Consider the following 18938-nt stretch of genomic DNA (forward strand, 5'->3'; position numbering starts at 1 on the left):
GTATTGGCTCTATCACCTTGTCCGGTTGCAATCAGGAATAACGTTGCGTTGCTCCAAGCCTCTTACTCACCTTCCTTACGAGTTATTCCCAACCTCCTATCCTCTCGATCTGCTTCGGGTTAGAATTTCGAATAGCTCAGTCCATGCGAGTAGCTCAGTGTATTGCAATTCCCACATGGTATACAACCGACTCGCCGCATTCCAAGCTCGTACTCCTTGCCAACTTAAAGAATGTGATGACTGGAATCATTAACCATGTTACGCTGGAAGTAAGCGGTTGCAATTCCAATGTTGTCAGGGGTTAGTGCAACCTGCCAATATAGGACGCGTACAGAAGATCCGCTGCACTATTCCATATCTGCTTGAAAGGAGATCCATCGATGGGACCGTTCACTGACGATTTGCTTCAAAATAAAGTCGTATTGATCACGGGAGGCGCCACGGGGCTGGGGCGCGCCATGGGGGAGAAATTCGCCCAGCTTGGCGCCAAACTCGCCATCTGCGGACGCCGTGAGGAAGTTCTGCAACAAACTGCTGAAGAACTAAGACAGCAGGGCTGCGAGGTATGGTACAAGAGCTGCGATGTACGGGACCCTGCGCAGATCTCGGCTCTTGTTGAGGCGGCAGAGCAACATTACGGAGGCATTGATGTGCTTGTCAACAATGCAGCCGGGAATTTTATCAGCCCCACGGAGCGTCTCTCTCCTCGAGCTGTAGATGCCGTACTGAACATTGTGCTGCACGGCACCTTCTACGCAACCCTTGAAGTCGGCAAACGCTGGATTGAACAGGGCAAAAGCGGAACGATGCTCAACATCGTCACAACATATGCCTCGACAGGCTCTGGCTACGTGGTCCCTTCGGCAGCCGCAAAAGCGGGCGTGCTTGCGCTTACACGGTCCCTCGCGGTGGAATGGGCTCCTTACGGTATCCGTCAGGTAGCAATCGCCCCAGGTCCGTTCCCGACCGAAGGCGCCTGGTCAAGATTATCGCCCACGCCGGACCTGGAGCAAAAAATGATCGACCGCATCCCCCTGAGGCGCGTAGGGGATGCTGAGGAACTAGCTAATCTTGCCGCGTATCTCATTTCCAATTATGCCGGTTATATTAATGGCGACGTGATCACCATCGATGGCGGCGAATGGCTGCGGGGTGCGGGGCAATTCAACGACTTGGCGGAAGTAACGCATGAGCAATGGGACCATCTGGCCGAACTGACACGCAAAGGCAAATAACCTCATATGAAAGAAAAACATCTATCGGCGTGCTTCCACAAGTAGACAGACTGCGTTTAGAGGATGTTTATCAAAATTTGCAGCTTCACTAAAATCTTATACACTCCATAAACTTAAATTAGCCCCAAGCGTGAGCATGTCGTAACTGCTCCCGCTTGGGGCTAATCCTGTGTTATTCGTTAACTATTATAGGAATCGACCAGCAGGGCGTACACGATGCCTGGCCCGTGAACGCCAATCGTAAGATCGTTCTCGATATCGGCGGAACGGCTCGGACCCGAGATGAAATGGATTCCCGCGGGCAGCTGCTCACGTCCAACCTGATCGAACTGAACCAGAATCTCCCCTAGTCTGGTAACCATCCGCTCTACGGGGATGATAGCTATCAACACAGTCGGCAGCAGGCTGACGGATCTGCCTTTATGCGGGGCCGATTTCACCGTAATCGAACCGGTGTAAGCCGCTGCGTAATCCGCCATGACGACGCCAAAATCGGCTCTGGCAGCTACAGCCCTCCAGTCCGTGTCGGCTGCATCATTCCAGGAGAGAACAAGCGCCTCTGGCAGACTCTCTTCCAGCGCCAGGCATTCCAGCGCCTCTTCCTGCTGACGAAGAATCGTAGCCGCACTCATCTCCATCGCTTTGTCCCTAATAAACCGGCTGACCTCTTCGCGATTGCTCAGCCTTGCCACATGGCCTCCTGCCGCTTCAAAGTTGGCGGTAAACTGTGTAATCCTCTCTTCAAGCGGCCACTCAAATTCATTCCAGAAGTCGGGGGCACCTCGGAAAGGGTGCTCCGGGGCCGTGCGAACCCGGTCTCTCCCCAGCTTCGCGGCGATTCCATCCATGAACTGCTCCTGCTTCATGCGAGACTGTTCTTCAAGACGGTTCAGCCAGCTGCGATCGGTTTCGTTAGTCATGGGTATTCTCCCCCTTTCCGGACTTCTGCTGCTGAAGTCGCTCCTTCAATCGGTTTGCGATTTCAGGGTCCATCGATCCGGAGGTTCTGCGAATATCCTGCTCCATCTTAGGCCATCGGTCACGGAAGGATTGCTTGGGGAGACTCGGGGTTACCCTGTACGAATTCCACCCCTTCAAAGGGCCGATCCGCGTTCGGATCTCGCCGCCTCGTACCACCAATTTCTGCCCCCACTTTCCGAGGGATACCACACTACGGTAACGCTTGGCATTCCCCATAATCGCCGAGAAGCCCTTCATTCCCATCGCTTCCAGCTTGTCACCGCGCCCAGCTTCAATCTTCCGGCGGCGCAAGGATACCAGCATATCATGCAGCGGAATCTTTACGGGGCATGCTTCATAACAGGCACCGCACAGGCTGGATGCGTTGGCGATATCGTCCCATTCCGCGACATTCTTGTTTAAGGCCGGCGTTAATACGGCACCGATGGGGCCGCTATATGTGCCTCCATAAGCGTGCCCGCCAATATGGCGATATACGGGACATGCATTCAGGCATGCGCCGCAGCGTATGCAGTTGAGCAGCTCCTGAAATTCGGGGTCGCCGAGCTGGAGAGAACGTCCGTTATCGATGATGATAATATGCATTTCGTCCGGTCCATCGGCATCCAATTCTCTTTTCGGACCACTGATTCCGGACATGTAGACCGTCAGCTTCTGACCGGTCGCCGAGCGCGGCAGCAAGGTAGCCATCACTTCGAGATCTGCCCAAGACGGGATAATCCGCTCCATGCCCATCAGGGTAATCTGTGTCTTTGGCACCGTCGTCACCATGCGGGCATTACCCTCATTCTCGAACAATACCATCGAGCCCGTCTCGGCGATCGCAAAATTACAACCCGTCATGCCAATGTCCGCTTCAAGGAATTTCTCGCGCAGCTTCATGCGGACAAAGCCGGCCATAATCGCCGTATCAGGCGGCAGCGTTTCGCCTGCCTCTGCGGACAACAGCTCGGCGATCTGATAACGGTTCTTATGGATGGCAGGAATGATGATATGAGATGGCGTTTCATCCGCAAGCTGAATAATATACTCACCGAGATCCGTTTCGATGGCCTCCACCCCGATCGAGTCAAGCGCCTTGTTCAGATGCAGCTCCTCGGACACCATCGATTTTGATTTCACGACGGACTTGGCCGCCTTATGCTCCGCAATCTGCAGGGAGATCGCGACAGCTTCTTCCGCCGTCTCCGCAAAATGGACATGGGCTCCGTTCGCCCTGGCCTGTTCCGCAAACTCATTCAAATAATAATCCAAGTGAGCGATGGTATGAAGCCGGATTTGGCGTCCCCGTTCCCTCCACGCATCCCAGTTGCCATGCTCCTCCGATGCAAGCTTTTTGCCAAGCCGCAGCCGCTCTGTCGTAAACTTCACCGCATTGCGCAGAAAATCATTATTAAGGGCGTAGCCTGCACGTTCCTTAACCGTCTGCGCTTTCGTTTCAGCTGTGCTCATGTACGCTCACCCCCTCATACAGCAGCTCGGCCAAATGTTTGACCTGAACCTTCTCGCCCCGGTGGCGCAGATTGCCGGCAATATTCATGAGGCAAGCCATATCGAGACCGACAAGCACGGACGCCTCGGTCTCTAACACATGATCGCTTTTCTCTGTCACCATGGCCCCCGAAATGTCCGCCATTTTCACGGCAAACGTTCCACCGAACCCGCAGCAATCCTCGGCAAAGGGCAAGGGAACAAACTCCAGCCCTTTGACGTGGCTGAGCAGTTTCATTGGTTGCTCCTTAACGCCGAGCAGACGGCTTCCGTGACAGGAAGGATGATAGGTTACCTTTTGCGGATAAATGGCGCCTACATCGGTCACACCCAGCACATCAACAAGGAATTGCGTAAATTCATAACATTTGGATTGAAGCGCTTTCGCTTTATCCAGGTATATGGGATCGTCCTTGAACAAATCCGGATAATGATGAATCATATACGTGCAGGAGCCGGAAGGAGACACGACGAAGTCGCTATCGTCAAATGCGTCCAAAATCGTCTTGGCACTTAAACGCGCATCATCCCAATAACCACTGTTGTAGGCCGGTTGGCCGCAGCAAGTCTGGATTTCCGGGAATTCCAGCTGCACCCCGTACCTTGCCAGCAATCTTGCCATCGATTCAGCTACCCGCGGGAACAAGGCGTCGCTGAGACAAGTGACAAATAATGAAATCTTCAACCTCTTCACCCCGCTAATCATCAGGATATGGACCGAAGAATCGGCCTCTAGCAAGAACCCCCCGGAACGGGGGGATTCCATGTTGATATGTTATAGCAGCTTGCTCTATACAGATTCGATCTTGATGCCCAATGCTCGATATGGTGCCGCTTCCTCTTCCGTCAATCTGCGATCGGTGATGATCAGATTTACTTGGGAGAGATCGGCAACCTGCGCAGAAGCCTGCGTGCCGAATTTGCTGGCATCGGCGAGCAGAATGGTCTCATCCGTCATTCCGATCATTTTATGCTTGATTCTCGCTTGAAGCTCATTGGATTCGCTAAGACCCCGCTCGATGTGCACACCCTTGCACGACAGAAAGGCTTTATCCACGTAGTAAGCATCCAGCGAGCGTTCCGCAAGCGGACCGACAAAGGACAAGGAGCGATGAGCCAGAATGCCGCCTGTGGAGATCACCTGAACCCTCTCCTTGGTGCTCAGCTCAGCAGCCACTTTAATCGAATTCGTCAGCACGGTAATCGGAATATCCGGTATGATCTTTGCCATGTACCAAGCCGTAGAGCTTGCATCCAGCAGGATGCGATCATTCGGATGGATTCGCTTGACCGCTTCCTCCGCGATCCGCTGCTTCTCCAGCGCATGCATGATTTCCCGCTCAGCATACGGTATTTCCGGCTGCGACCGCTGAATTTCCGGTTGATCCTTCACGCTAACCGCTCCGCCATGGGAACGACGCAAGCGCCCTGCTTGCTCCAGCCTGTCAAGATCACGGCGAATCGTTTCTTCCGTTACACCGCAAAGCTGACTCAGCTCGGAGACTCGGATGCTCCCTCTTTCGTTGACCAACTGTACTATTTTCTCATATCGTTCTGCAACCAGCATCATACCGCCCATCCTTACTGTTCATATATTCTATCTCTTCCCGGTTCGCTGACCGAACACGCCGTAAGCTTCCTCCCATACGGGAGCATCCTTCGGCTCATAAGTCTTGACCGGGAAGGACTCTCTAATGACTGCCCGTGCTTCCCATATATCGGACAGCTCGCCTTGCGCGATCCACTGCACAGCCATATTACCGATGGCACTGCCCTCACCGGGTCCCGCCCATACGGGCTTCCCGATCGCATTCGCAGTCCACTGGCATAATGTTTCATTATGAATGCCACCGCCTACCATATGCAAGCCCTGAAATTTTTGCCCCGACAATTCCTCGGTCAACTCCAGTACATAACGGTATTGCATGGCCAAGCTCTCCATAATACAGCGCACAAGAGCACCTACCCCCTGCGGAACGCTCTGGTTCGTGCGGGCCGCATATTCCACTACCCGTTTCGGCATATCACCCGCAGGGAGGAATACAGGATCATCGGGATCAATAAAACAAGCAAATGCCGGCGCCGCATCCGCCATATTAACCAATTCGGGATAGGAATACGTTAACCCTTCCCGCCCCCAGGTCCGCTGACATTCCTGCAGAATCCACAGTCCCATGATGTTCTTGAGCAGTCGGTACGTGCCGTAGGCTCCTCCCTCATTCGTGAAGTTCAGCTCTCTGGCCCGTTCATGAATGACGGGCTGGTCGACTTCTGTTCCCATCAGCGACCAGGTACCGCAGCTTAAGTAAGCAAACGATCGTTCCAGAGCCGGAACCGCGACCACGGCGGAAGCCGTATCATGTTCTGCAACCGCATAGAGCGGAATCGGCGGGATCCCCAGTTCCTCCATGACGGATGTCCTCAAAGCCCCAACATGCGTACCAGGTTGAACAACAGGATGAAATAACTTAGGAGGAATATTCAATGATTTCAAGAGATGATCATCCCAGCTCGCCGAAAGCGGGTTATACAGCTGCGTTGTGGTAGCGTTCGTAAATTCATTCGCCATCTCGCCGGTCAAGAAGTAGCGCAGCAAATCGGGAATCATAAGAAAACGCTCGGCTTCTTGAAGCAGGTAGGGCTTCTGCCGCTGCAATGAGGCCAGCTGATAGATCGTGTTGAATGAGAGGAACTGAATCCCCGTCCGATCAAAGATCTCGGCAGGCGGCACGTCCCGAAAGACCTGTTCCATCACGCCATCTGTGCGTGTGTCCCGATAATGATACGGATTCGTAAGCAGCTCCCCGGTCCGATCCAGGAGACCAAAATCCACCGCCCAGGAATCAATGCCGATGCTCGATGGCAGGCTATGCTGTCCCTTCAACCGGAGCAGGCCCTGCTTCATCTCGTGGTAGATCCGTAATATATCCCATTGGAAACGGTCGCCGATTCGAACCGGATCGTTCGGGAACCGGTGGATTTCCGTTACATCGATGGTGCGGCCGTTCCATTGGCCCAACATGGCCCTTCCGCTGCTCGCGCCCAAATCAAATGCAAGAACGCTCAACACGCCCCAGCCTCCTTGTCAGATCAAAATTTAGCGATTCGGGCACAAACCCGAGTGGTTCTCCGTCTCTTCTCATGCTTGCGAACGCTTCAGCAATACTTCCTGCTCATACTGCTTCACTTCGGACAGCCACTCTTCTCGGACAGGTACACCCATGCGTTCGCAGTAATAATCCCACACCGCTCCAAACGGATACGATTTAAACTCCTCGGTTAACGCCAGGCGGGTCGTGTAATCGCCTTCAAGTTCAGCCTGCTTCAGCTTATCGACAGGCTCCAGCTTGGCACGCAGCAGCGCTTTTATCGTATTTCGTGTCCCGATAACCCACGCGGCGATGCGGTTAATGCTGGCATCGAAAAAATCCAGTCCGATATGGGTAACATCCAGCAGGTTATTGCGCACCAGCTCGCGTCCGATCTCGATCAGTTCATCATCCATGATGACGACATGGTCGCTGTCCCAGCGCATTGGCCGGCTGACATGGAGAAGAAGTCCATCGGTGAAAAGAGCAAGCGACGACAGTTTCCCGGCAATGCTCTCGGTTGGGTGGAAGTGACCCGCATCCAGACAGATCAGCTTGTTGTTTCGAATGCCATACCCCATATAGAACTCGTGGGAACCCACAACATAAGCTTCGGAACCTAGTCCGAACAGCTTGCTCTCGACGGCATCGAGGTTCCATTGCGGATTCATTTCTTCAGCAAAAATCTCATCCAGCGCATCCTTCAGCCGCTGCCTCGGCGCCATTCGGTCTACCGGCATATCCTTGTATCCATCCGGAACCCAGATATTCGTCACACAGGTTTGACCCAACTGTTCGCCGAAGTAAGCCCCGATTCTTCGCGATGCCTTGCAGTGCTCAATCCAAAATTGACGGATAGCCGGATCGGCATGGCTTAGCGTAAACCCATCCTTCGATTTGTCGTGGGAGAAACAGGTCGGATTAAAATCGAGGCCAATGCCTTGCTCCTTGGCCCAATCCACCCAAGACTGGAAGTGCCTCGGCTCGAGCTGATCCAACTCAACGGACTCGTCGGTATCCGCGTAGATTGCATGGAGGTTCACCTTGTGGGATCCCGGAATGAGCGACATCGCTTTTTCCAGATCGGCTCGCAGCTGATCCGGCGTACCTGCAGCCCCGGGATATTCCCCGGTCACGGAGATCCCCCCGGACAGCTCCCGATCCCGGAACAGAAATCCACGTACATCATCACCTTGCCAGCAGTGGATGGAGATTTTGATGCGCTCAAGTTCCGTCAAGATTTCGTCCACGTTGATGCCATGCTGCCCATAGAGCTTTTTAGCTTCTTCAAAGTTCCTTGCAACATCCTGACTCATCACATAACCTCCCGTATGATGGATAGCCGGGTCATATTAGACCCAGCACCCCATCTTAATAAGAAATCTTGATTCCTTGCGGTAGATGTGTCATACCTTCATTCGATTAACGAGTAAACGCAGCAGGTACTCCGCCGTCAATCGTCAGCATGCAGCCGGTCGTCTTCGAAGATCTTGATGATGCAAAGTAAGCGATGCCTTCGGCAATATCCTGCGGATAGATGTTGACAAGAAGCGTCGTGCGTTTACGATAATGCTCTTCCAACTGATCGGGTTCAATCCCGTAAGCTGCTGCCCGCTCGTTTCTCCAGTTCGAATTCCAGATCGCGGAACCTTGCAGAATGGCGTCCGGCAGAATGGTGTTGACTCGAATACCGTATTCTCCGCCTTCAGCAGCAATGCAGCGCGCCAGATGAGCCTCCAGTGCTTTTACAGAGCTGTATGCGGTCACGTTCTTGCCTGCATAGACGGAATTCTTCGATCCGACAAACACCATGCTTCCGCCAACGCCCTGTGTCTTCATCAACGAGAAGGCTTCTCGCGCAACCAGGAAATAACCTGTGCCCAGCACGTTCATGTTCAGGTTCCATTCCTTCAGCGATGTCTCGTCAAACGGGCTGGATGTTGCAAGGCCTGCATTGTTGACGATAATATCAACACCGCCATAAGTGATGGAAGTTTCTCGATAGGCGCGCTTCACCGCCTCTTCGTCAGTTACATCCATTTTAACAGCAAACGCCCGATTCTCCCCGTATTTTGCGTTGATCTCCTCGGCAACCTGCTGAGCCCCTTCCAGGTTCAAATCCGCCAAAACGACATGCGCGCCTTCAGCTACCAGCCTGCGGGCTGTGGCACTTCCGATACCGCCTGCTCCTCCGGTGATAAAAGCGATTTGGCGGGAAAACTCCGCCTCAGCCGGTGCAAGACTCAATTTATACAACTCAAGCGGCCAATACTCCACGTTGTAGGATTCATTTTCACTCAAGGATACAAAATCGCCCAGGGCCGTCGCACCGCGCATGACCGCAATCGCCCGATGATACAGGGCGCCGCTGACTTGCGACATTGCCCAGCTCTTGCCCGTGTTGATCATGCCGATGCCGGGAATAAGAATGACGCGTGGAGCCGCCTCGAACATGACGTCGCCTTCATGATGGTTGCGTTCAAAATAAGCTTTATACTGCTCTTTGTAAGCAGCAATCCCATCGATAAGCTTTGCCTTAAGGCCTTCCACATCTTCGGCGTCAGGTGTCCAGTCGATGAAGAGAGGAACTACCTTGGTATGAACCAGATGATCTGGGCAAGCTGCGCCTACCTGGGATAGCTTCGGCGAATCGGCACCGCCGACAAAGTCCAGTACATCATCTTGATCGTCGAAGGACAGGATCATTTTCTTCACGTCGCTGACGGCGCCGCGAACGGCAGGCATCACTTTGGCAGCGATGCTGCGACGCACTTCCGAGGTAAGCGGTGTATGCTTCCGGCCGCCGAACAGCTTGTCGTTATCTACACGAGCTTCGATGAAGGCTTCCGCTTCACTAATGATACGAATCGTTTGCGCGTAACAGGCTTCCGATGTATCGCCCCATGTGACAAGCCCGTGCTTCTCCATCAGTACCAGCTCGGCCTTCGGATTAGCGAGCACCCCTTCGGCAATCATCTTCGACAAAGTAAATCCGGGACGAACGTAAGGAACCCACACAAATCGGTCGCCAAAGATCTCCCGTGCTAATTCCTTGCCGTTGTGGGCGCAGCATAAGCTGATAATGGCATCCGGGTGGGTATGGTCCACATGCTGAAACGGCAAGAACGCATGCAGGAGCGTTTCAATGGATGCGCGCGGGTGCTTTGCATCGACCATGCAATGCCCCAGATAAGCCACCATTTCCTCATCCGACATCGAATCCCTTTCGAATAATGGCCGGATATCCTCCATACGCAAGCCTGTGAAATTGCCCGATTTCATGGTAGCCAGATCGGATCCGCTGCCTTTCACGTACATAACCTCTATGTCTTTGCCGCGAAAATCCTGAATCGTTGTTTTGCTGGATGTATTGCCGCCTCCCCAGTTGCACACGCGCCGGTCGGAACCAATCAAATTCGAACGGTAGACGAGCTCATCCAATGTATGTTGTGCCTGCTGTGCCTTTGACTGTTCCCATAAGCTTTGAACCATGAAGTTTCCCCTCCGATTGACCATATGAATTTGCTTTCATTTGTTTCTCATAATATCACGCCCGTTTATCTTTGAATAGTGAATTTTCAAAAATAAACAAAGATTTTTATGTGTTTATTTAGAATTTCATCTTATAAACCTGTTGCAAACAAAAAAAGCAGCCCTGCCAGAGTTCCCTCTAGACAAAAGCTGCTATTTTACAATCTACGATGGATCTGAGCCTGCGGCTGACATTGGATCCGCCTTCGCAATGCCTTCCATCAACGCATCACGAAAGGCGATCTCATCCTCGTCCTGAATAACACTTGCTTCATCCCCGGCTTTAGTCCAGCCCAGAAATCATTCCGGGGTACAGGGCCTGTTACATCCCCAGCCCGTTAAAGTCACTCCCATTCTCCTGTAAATTATAAACAATTCATCATTACGGAGAGGGTGTCATTCATATGAATCAACCTGCACGTGAAACGACGAACTGGGTGTTCAAGCTGTATAAGCAGGAGACTTGGCTTTTGCTGACGGGGCTGCTCGGGTTTTTGTTAGCCGGAATATGCGGGATATGGGTATTGCTGAATGGAGGGCCTGTCTCGCCGGATGGAGATATCTCCAAAGCGTTTTCCTTCAACGCGGCACTGGGGATCTTCATCGTATCAACCGCAATCATTTTGCCGGTTTCCGGTATGAGGCCACGAAGCAAATCGTTCTACCGCTGGTGCTATATTCCGCTCGTTCTGTTCTCTTACTTCGCCGAAACCGTTCAAAATTTCCGCGGTGTCGATCCGCGATTCGTTCAGAACGGCTCGACCTTTGATCATGTCATCTCGGCTATTTTCCCTGCCGTTGCGATGCTGCTTGTCGTGTTCTACCTGATCCTTGGCACCCAATACTTCCGCAAGCGTGTAATGGAAGCCCATCCTGAACTCGGACTCGGCATTCGTTATGCCATGATCGCGGTGCTGTTATCTTTTGCAGCCGGCATATGGATCTCCATCAATGCGGGACGCTTTACTGGGATCGGCGGCAATATCATCTGGCTGCACGGACTAGGGTTTCATGCACTGCAGGCGATCCCTTTTGTGGCGTGGCTGTCCATGAGGAAATCCGTCAATCCTGCAGTTAAACCGATCCTCATCCACATTAGCGGCCTGGCATATTTGCTCGGATTGATCGCCATCGGATGGCAGACGCTTCTTGGATACTCCATCGCCGAATGGTCCTTGCTTCCGATTTTGGCGGGCAGCTGTTTTCTCGTGGCATTCACGCCGGTCATATGGCTGCTCAGTCAGTTCAACGCATCAGCTGAACCCATCCACAGCGCCAAATCCACACGTAATATATAAGACTGGCATAAGAAAAACGTCTATCGACGAACATTCTCAGGAGACAGACCGCGTTTATAGGATGTTTTTCTTGCGATATCAGGAAGGCTCATGCTCTGAAGTTTATACTTCTGATATCTAAAGAAAAACGTCTATCGACGAACATTCTCAGGAGACAGACCCCGTTTATAGGATGTTTTTCTTGCGATATCAGGAAGGCTCATGCTTTGAAGTTTATACTTTCTGATATCTAAAAAAAGGAGACAGTACCGGGATACCCCCGTCTGTCTCCTCTATAAAAACACTGCGCCCGTGATCTAAAGTCTATGAGCGTTTAGATAAACAAGAACGGAATGAGGAACAACAGCGCTATGGCTTCCCAAGCAAACACATTGGCTCCAAAGCCATAACCGCCGTATGCACCGTAGCCGTAAGGTCCAAATGCTGACGTTTGCGCACCGCGTTTAGCTGACTTCGAAGACTTTCTGCCCTTTTTACCCTTTGTGGACAAAGTATATGCGGATGGGTTCCCAAATTCGAGTTCAAGGCCATGATCATGTACACCGCGAATAGTCCCCACAACTTCCCTTCCATCACGCATGACAGCGCAAACGGTTTTGCCGACGTAACCTCTGCATCCTTCTGCCGAAATTGGTATTGGTTGCACTTATTTTCCCCCTCCCCAGCGTTTGTGTATTATATTCCGCCTGGGGAGAAGGCGGCAGAGATAGGTGTCTACATCTCCAAAAATCCGCCTTTTAACTTCACTTAATCACGCTAGCTTTTCGATAGGCTCTAACCATCAAATCCTCGTCGATCGCGCCTTGAAACCGCTCTGATATCATACCGTCCGGCGAGATGACGTAGGTGGTCGGATAGGCCATCACCTCGTACCGTCTGGTGTTTGCTCCGTTCTGGTCGTATAGGACAGGAAAGGTTAACCCGTTCTGTTCGACAAAAGACTGTACCTCACTCATACTATTTTCCAGATGCGTCATGTTTACAGCCAGTATAATCACATTCTCATCCTGATGTTTATCGTAAAAATCCTGCATATAAGGCATTTCTACTTTGCAAGGCGGACACCAGGATGCCCAGAAGTTCAGAAGAACGGTTTGCCCTCGATAATCGGATAGTTTGATCTCCTGCCCTTCCCGATTCATCAGCGAAACATCCGGTGCGCGAAGACCAGGCTTCAACCCTTCAGCAATGGCTTCGGGATTGTTTTCGTCATTCGGAGATACGAGCGCGTCTCGTTCGCTGACCGAGGTGGAAGCGAAGTCATAGATTGCCCACACGAAGAGAGCCCCGATGATGAGTTGCACCACTCCATTTCTTCCTAATCCCAGAGTAAGAAAGCGGGACAGTGCAGAATCGAATTGAAGCCAGCTAATCGCCAGCAATGCACCGAATAATAAAATAAAGAATAATGAAGAGTTTATAGCGGCCCCGTCCGCCCATAACCACTGAAATACATACCCGGCCAATCCGCTCGCGAATGCCGACAACAGAGCGGACTTCAGCAGCAGACCTGAATCTTTTCTATTCTTGTTCCAGCGCAGAGCTATGTAGATCAGGGCTAGAACGGCCCCAAGCCATATCCCCTTCGTTCCGCCCGTCATGTAAATAAGCGAGGTCGGATGCTGAACGGTGCGGATCGGATCGAACACCAGCATCCCGAATTTCCATGAAATAAAACCGATAATAAGTACAGATAAATAGGTATCCAGGATCCATTCCCGCTCCGGCATCTGACGCAAACGAATTCGAAGCGCAGCGAAACCAGCCGCCGCACAAATTAGAAAAATCACAATGTCGGCCCTCATCATAAAAGGACCTATCGGAATTATACTCAAATGCGAACCTCCTAAGGTCGGCATAGTTCTCTCTATTACCCGCCAGGGTATATTCTCATCATAGTGGATTCCCTCTCCAATGTAAACTTAAGCGGAGCGCTTTTTAGGAGAAGGACCGAATTCGATCAATGGAACTCCACAGCAGAGCCATTTCAGCATGTGTTTTTCCGCCGATGACAATCTCTTTTCGTTTCAGTTCCTGGCCGCCCATATATTTATAAAAATGTTCAGCCTTATTGCCTTCCAGTACCCAGACCAACAAAGAACGATATCCTCTCATTTGCAGAAATTCCTTGAGCCTGGCAAATAGCTGCTTCCCCCAACCCTTCCCCTGAATCTCTTCCAAGAGATAGATCGCGTAAAGTTCTCCTTCATGAGACATCTTCTGCTCTCGTTCCGTGCCGTAAGACATGAACCCATATACCTCGCCAGCTTCATCTGCAATGACCAGAAGTTGTTCGTCCTCCGGCATATTGGCAAGCTTCCAGCGCCAGCCTTCTATCCGATCCGCAGCAGACAACTTTCCTAGAAAGCTATCATCCACGATTCCTTGATATGTTGTTTTCCAGCTATTCACATGGACGTTAGCGATGCCTGCAGCATCATGTTCATTTGCGTGTCTAATATGCATAAACTTCCTCTTCCTCCTGCTCATATCTTAATCTCTATGTATTCGCGGACACGATCTGCGATCCTCCTTTTTTGAATGCTTCTTCCCTGATGACGCAATGCCCATTCCCGGCATACATATATCGGGATCATAATCTCGAGCAGCTACCCATGGAAGGAGCGCATCTTGATGAATAAAGCATTGATACGGCTTGAAGATATCGGACCAGGCGGCTGGTATGAGACAGAGGAACAACAGGCGAAGCTGCTGGTAATCGCACAGTTCCTGCATCATCAACAGATCCCCTTTCACCTAGCCGTCATTCCGCGATATGTCGATCCAGCCCAGCATGCGGACCGGTCGATAGATGATCTGCATGATGAAGTTTCCCTTCGATTTGTCCGGCTGCTACGAAGGATGGTAGCCCTTGGCGCCTCGCTAGGTATTCATGGATATACGCATCAGTACGGGGGATCGGTAAGCGGCGACGGATTCGAATTTGCTTATCCCGAATGCAGCGCCAATTGTCCTCCGGATGATCCGCCCGAAGCGCTCCATTCGCTCCGTCAGTTGCAGCAATCCTATGCTTATCAGCGGGTTCAACAGGCTCATAAGAGGTTTCAAGCGGCTGGTCTTACAGCGGTCTGGTATGAAACTCCCCATTATACCGCTTCATCTGTCCAGCGCCATATTATTGAGATCTGTAACGGCATCCTCTATGAATCTCCGCCTTCCAGCCCGGATGCAAGGACAGTCACACTCCAGCACACCCCGGACGATCCATTGACAAACGGAACGATCTACGTTCCCACTCCGCTTTATTATGTCGCAGGTGACAAGATTGAGGAAGAAGTCACTCGTATGGAACGGACATTACAGGATTTCACAGGCGATCGTGAACTGGCCTCGTTCTTTTACCACCCCTATCTCGAATTTTCCTATATCCGCTTTCTTGCTGACGGCACTGTACATTATGACGAGCATTCGCCGCTTAGAAGAATCATGCAGTCCTTCAAGAGGGAGCGTAAATCGTTTGTGACCATAACCTCAATCTTGCCTTTCATACCCGATTTCAGGGAAACCCGATGGCAGGAGAGGATGACCATGAAACTCCCTAAGTTTCTGCACGCCACGAGAAAAGAGCAGCCGGATCGATGGATCGTCCGGGACGAGGCCAACAACCTATGGTACGACGCTTCTTTTGGGGTCTTGTCCCCCATTAAAATCCATAATGGCATACAGTATATACGCCCGCTGTTAGCAGATTGGCCGCTTTACCCCGGTGGGACTGCAATGGCAGGCGATTATGATGGAGATGGCATCATCGATGCGGCTGTATGGAATACAGAGCTGGGAATATGTGAGGTTGCCTTGGGTTCAGGCAGCCGTTTAGTACCATCGGGTTATTGGCTCTGTGAACCTGGAGCCGTGGACTGGAAAGCTCTTACGGGGGATTTGGACGGGGACGGCAGACATGATTTATTTTTATGGGACCCTGTCACAGGAAAAGCCGCCATTGCTTATAGCTCCGGGTGTCATTTTTATTCTCCCCTCATTCAGCATGAGGTTTCCGTACAAGGTGAATGCATGATTCCTTCCATTGGAGATGTGAATGGCGATGGGCTGGATGACCTGGTTGTGTGGAACTCCGACTCAGGCACATGCCAGGTCTGGTTAAGCAGCGGAAAACAGCTCGTGGACGCCGGAAATTGGTATTCTGACAAAGACTCCATCGGTTCGCCCGTATCTGTGATGCTAGGTGACGTGGATGGGGATGGGCTGAAAGATTTGATTCTCGTTGAACATACCGCAGGGAACTGGCTCGTTCTCTATAGCTCGGGAACCGCCTTCGGGCGGCAGGAGGAACGGTTTGGGCCTTGGGTTGCCGGTGAACGAATGACACCTCTCATTGGCGATCTGATGGGCAATGGCCGTGTCAGTCTGCTGGCATGGTCTCCGAATCGGCTCGGCGGAACCTTGGACGCCGCCATCAATTCCAGGGACCGGACAATAGGATAAGGACATGATATACTTCTATACAACAAAACTAGGTTTATTCAAAACTCCTGTAATATGTGGTCTGTCTTCTGAGAAAGTACGCCGAGAGACGTTATTCTTATAAGTTCTAATCTCTATACTTATTTCTATGTTCGGAGGAGAAGTCATGTCATCCAAAAGAGAAAGCCATACCAACAGCAATACAGCCAGTCCATCACCCCCGGTCAAAATCGTGAAACCCAAGCTTCCCAAACAGCTTGAGCCTATGATTCTATCCGATGCCGGCGTTGACGATGAGTCCTCGTTCATTCAATCCACATGCCAGGACGAGACCCTGTCTTATATTTCAGCCGACAAGGTTCAATTCGATCAAATGATATTCCATAACGTTACGTTCCAGCACGTCACACTCCACCATGCCGAACTAACGGATCTGGTGTTTAACCATTGCGACTTGTCCAACGTAGATCTCGGAGAGGCTATTATGTACCGCGTACAATTCAATCATTGCAAAATTTTGGGGCTCGACTTGACGGCAGCCACTATCCGTAATGTCGTGTTCGATCATTGTACGGGCGACTACGCTACGTTCCGTTTTGCTAACATGAAGCAGGTGTCCTTCCAATCCACCTCGCTCGTAAAGTCGGATTTTTATCATTCTGAATTAAATAAGGTGGAATTTGTGGATTGTCAGATCGACCAATCGCAGTTCTCCGGTACGAAACTTGCAGGAATCGACTTAAGCCGAACGGATTTCCATAATATTGGCGTGACCCTGGAAGATCTTCAAGGATGCATCATTTCACCGCATCAAGCCATCCCGTTAACCAAAATATTCGGTCTTGTCGTCAAAGAATGACCGTAAGTTATACGCGCTCCCAATCATCGCTTCGTTGATATGAAAAACGTATCCGTGCGCAGCATAAAGCGGCTTACTCCGAGGTCCGCTTGGACCTTTCGGGTTAAGCCGCTTTTTTAGATCATCCTGTTATTGATCAAGAGTATACTTCTGCAAATCAAGCGGCAGCGGTGCTGGGATATCACAGGTGCTGATCATCTCATAGCGCTTGCCTTCATCGGAAGCATCATGGAATCCCCACATGGCTTCAAGCACATGGTAGGCAAGCTCGCCGCTCGCACGGTGAGCTCTCCCGCTGCGAATAGCGTATGCCATATCCGCTGGGCCGATCCCTCTTGTATTCTCGTTATACCCCGGAAGCAATGGTTCTTCCGTCCACTCGGTTTCTCCGGTCAGCCGATATTGAACCGAGCCGCCAAAACCGTTGGGATCCGGGACGAGCATTGTACCCTTGGTCCCGTAGATTTCAATAGTAGGGAGCGTGCTCCCTCCAAATACATCAAAACTCGTAATCAGTGTGCCAATCGCACCGTTATGAAACTCCATAAGTCCAGCCACGTGAGTAGGAATGTCCACCTGAATCTTCTGACCCTGTTTCTTCTCACTGGTAATCGTCCGCTCTGTAAGGGCCGTTCCGGTCATGCCGCTAATACGGCGGATTGGGCCCAGCAGCTGAACCAGCGCTGTCAGGTAGTAAGGCCCCATGTCAAACATTGGACCACCGCCAGCGGCATAATAAAATTCCGGATCGGGATGCCAATGCTCATGTCCGCGGCTCATCATAAATGCGGTTGCTGCAATCGGCTTGCCGATGCGTCCGTCTTCAATGAGCTTCAGTGCCGTTTGGATACCGGCTCCAAGGAATGTCTCGGGAGCGCATCCGACAAGCAGCCCTTTGGATGCAGCCATATCCAGCACCGCCTTACCCTCTTCTCGGGTTACGCCAAGCGGCTTTTCCACGTACACATGCTTGCCGGCTTGCAGTGCATCCAGCATAATTTGCGCGTGAAGTGCAGGTATCGTCAAATTAATGACCAGCTCAATCTCCGGATCTGCAAGCAGTTCCTCGGTGGTGTATACATTCGGGATATTATACTTGGCAGCCTGTTCCTCGGCACGGGTACGATCGATATCCGCACAAGCCGTCAGCTCCAGGATATCGAACTTATGGCAGTTTTCCATATATATGCCGCTGATTTTTCCGCAGCCGATGATGCCAACCTTTACTTTCTTCATAATCCAAGTCTCCTTCTGCCTTATTGGCTGTCTCCCATGCCTGTGTAGCCTTGACCTTCCGTAAACACACTCATGTCCGAACCCGAATATAACGCTTTGCCTTCAGCAGCCCAGAGCAATCCCCTACGCATCATTTCCTTCACCTGCGGCATATCGACGATATCGGCATGATGGCCGAGGGAATTGTAATAGACCCGTCCATATCCCCAGCGCTTCGTCCACGCCACCGGCATGTCGACCGCTTTGTTCAGCAGGTGCGGTCCGGCCGCAACCGGAAAACGAGTGGTTGCGAGCACTTCAACGGCCGGATCCACATGCAGATAATACTGCTCGGAGGCAACCGTGAAATCCTCCATTCCTGCTACCAGCGGGCTGGAGCTCGATTTAATCTCAACCCGGTACTTCACGCCGTCGTTGCCTGGATGCGCAACCCAGTTTCCGCCTGTCATGAACTGCCAATCCACATTGTTGCGGAACGAATCACACATGCCGCCGTGGCAGCCCGCCAAACCGGTTCCCTTCTGTACGGCAAGCGATACGTTCTCCACCTGCTCCTTCGATATTTCTCCCATCGTCCATACAGGCACGATCAGATCCAAGGCTTGAAGCTTCTCTGCATCATGAAAGGCCTCCAGCGTGTCGGATACCTCTACCTCATATTGCTCACTCCGAAGCAATTCCGCGAAAATGCCGGCAACCTGCTCGGGCTCGTGTCCGTCCCAGCCGCCCCATACGATTAAAGCCTTTTTCATGCATAGCACTCCTTTTTTTATGT

Annotated in this window: 16 protein-coding genes; 4 read left to right on the forward strand and 12 right to left on the reverse strand. The window is 51.7% G+C overall.

Annotated elements, in window-relative coordinates; genetic code table 11:
* Positions 1–380 precede the first annotated feature (380 nt).
* Complete coding sequence (locus ABEW73_RS08885) at positions 381–1235, forward strand: SDR family oxidoreductase (protein WP_430164343.1); 855 nt, start codon at positions 381–383, stop codon at positions 1233–1235.
* Between the two features lie 179 nt (positions 1236–1414).
* Here the strand turns inward: ABEW73_RS08885 and ABEW73_RS08890 are convergent, their stop codons facing one another.
* The 7 genes from ABEW73_RS08890 to ABEW73_RS08920 all read right to left on the reverse strand — a co-directional run bounded on the left by ABEW73_RS08890 (position 1415) and on the right by ABEW73_RS08920 (position 10288).
* Positions 1415–2155 (reverse strand): LutC/YkgG family protein, encoded by a 741-nt coding sequence (locus ABEW73_RS08890; RefSeq protein WP_430164346.1) that lies wholly within the window; start codon positions 2153–2155, stop codon positions 1415–1417.
* The gene (locus ABEW73_RS08895) at positions 2148–3668 is read right to left on the reverse strand and encodes a LutB/LldF family L-lactate oxidation iron-sulfur protein (protein WP_430164349.1); all 1521 of its coding nucleotides are present in this window, start codon (positions 3666–3668) and stop codon (positions 2148–2150) included. The genes ABEW73_RS08890 and ABEW73_RS08895 overlap by 8 nt, the downstream gene beginning before the upstream one ends.
* The gene (locus ABEW73_RS08900) at positions 3655–4392 is read right to left on the reverse strand and encodes a (Fe-S)-binding protein (protein ID WP_430164352.1); all 738 of its coding nucleotides are present in this window, start codon (positions 4390–4392) and stop codon (positions 3655–3657) included. The genes ABEW73_RS08895 and ABEW73_RS08900 overlap by 14 nt, the downstream gene beginning before the upstream one ends.
* A 105-nt stretch (positions 4393–4497) precedes the next feature.
* Complete coding sequence (locus ABEW73_RS08905) at positions 4498–5274, reverse strand: DeoR/GlpR family DNA-binding transcription regulator (protein WP_430164982.1); 777 nt, start codon at positions 5272–5274, stop codon at positions 4498–4500.
* Between the two features lie 30 nt (positions 5275–5304).
* On the reverse strand, positions 5305–6774 hold the full coding sequence (locus ABEW73_RS08910; protein WP_430164985.1) for a rhamnulokinase: 1470 nt from the start codon (positions 6772–6774) through the stop codon (positions 5305–5307).
* Positions 6775–6846: 72 nt separating this feature from the next.
* A complete protein-coding gene (rhaA, locus tag ABEW73_RS08915) occupies positions 6847–8112 on the reverse strand; it encodes an L-rhamnose isomerase (RefSeq protein WP_430164355.1) in 1266 nt (421 codons plus the stop codon).
* 106 nt (positions 8113–8218) lie between these two features.
* Positions 8219–10288, reverse strand: coding sequence for a bifunctional aldolase/short-chain dehydrogenase (locus ABEW73_RS08920; RefSeq protein ID WP_430164358.1), 2070 nt, complete (start codon positions 10286–10288; stop codon positions 8219–8221).
* 443 nt (positions 10289–10731) lie between these two features.
* On the opposite strand from ABEW73_RS08920, the gene ABEW73_RS08925 reads away from it, so the two are divergent.
* A complete protein-coding gene (locus ABEW73_RS08925; RefSeq protein ID WP_430164361.1) occupies positions 10732–11625 on the forward strand; it encodes a hypothetical protein in 894 nt (297 codons plus the stop codon).
* 313 nt (positions 11626–11938) lie between these two features.
* On the opposite strand, the gene ABEW73_RS08930 is transcribed toward ABEW73_RS08925, so the two are convergent.
* The 3 genes from ABEW73_RS08930 to ABEW73_RS08940 all read right to left on the reverse strand — a co-directional run bounded on the left by ABEW73_RS08930 (position 11939) and on the right by ABEW73_RS08940 (position 14091).
* A complete protein-coding gene (locus ABEW73_RS08930; RefSeq protein WP_430164364.1) occupies positions 11939–12271 on the reverse strand; it encodes a hypothetical protein in 333 nt (110 codons plus the stop codon).
* Positions 12272–12368: 97 nt separating this feature from the next.
* On the reverse strand, positions 12369–13460 hold the full coding sequence (locus ABEW73_RS08935; protein WP_430164367.1) for a redoxin domain-containing protein: 1092 nt from the start codon (positions 13458–13460) through the stop codon (positions 12369–12371).
* Between the two features lie 103 nt (positions 13461–13563).
* A complete protein-coding gene (locus ABEW73_RS08940; protein WP_430164369.1) occupies positions 13564–14091 on the reverse strand; it encodes an N-acetyltransferase family protein in 528 nt (175 codons plus the stop codon).
* 168 nt (positions 14092–14259) lie between these two features.
* Here ABEW73_RS08940 and ABEW73_RS08945 point away from each other — a divergent pair, with 168 nt between their 5' ends.
* Together ABEW73_RS08945 and ABEW73_RS08950 are read left to right on the forward strand one after the other, a co-directional pair.
* Complete coding sequence (locus ABEW73_RS08945) at positions 14260–16089, forward strand: DUF2334 domain-containing protein (RefSeq protein WP_430164372.1); 1830 nt, start codon at positions 14260–14262, stop codon at positions 16087–16089.
* 145 nt (positions 16090–16234) lie between these two features.
* Complete coding sequence (locus tag ABEW73_RS08950; RefSeq protein WP_430164375.1) at positions 16235–16927, forward strand: pentapeptide repeat-containing protein; 693 nt, start codon at positions 16235–16237, stop codon at positions 16925–16927.
* A 129-nt stretch (positions 16928–17056) separates the two neighbouring features.
* On the opposite strand, the gene ABEW73_RS08955 is transcribed toward ABEW73_RS08950, so the two are convergent.
* Positions 17057–18163, reverse strand: coding sequence for a Gfo/Idh/MocA family protein (locus ABEW73_RS08955; RefSeq protein ID WP_430164378.1), 1107 nt, complete (start codon positions 18161–18163; stop codon positions 17057–17059).
* Between the two features lie 20 nt (positions 18164–18183).
* Positions 18184–18915 (reverse strand): ThuA domain-containing protein, encoded by a 732-nt coding sequence (locus ABEW73_RS08960; protein ID WP_430164381.1) that lies wholly within the window; start codon positions 18913–18915, stop codon positions 18184–18186.
* Between the last annotated feature and the right edge of the window lie 23 nt (positions 18916–18938).

The sequence above is a fragment of the Paenibacillus lautus genome, from assembly GCF_050482385.1.
GTDB classification, from domain to species: Bacteria; Bacillota; Bacilli; order Paenibacillales; family Paenibacillaceae; genus Paenibacillus_AQ; species Paenibacillus_AQ lautus_B.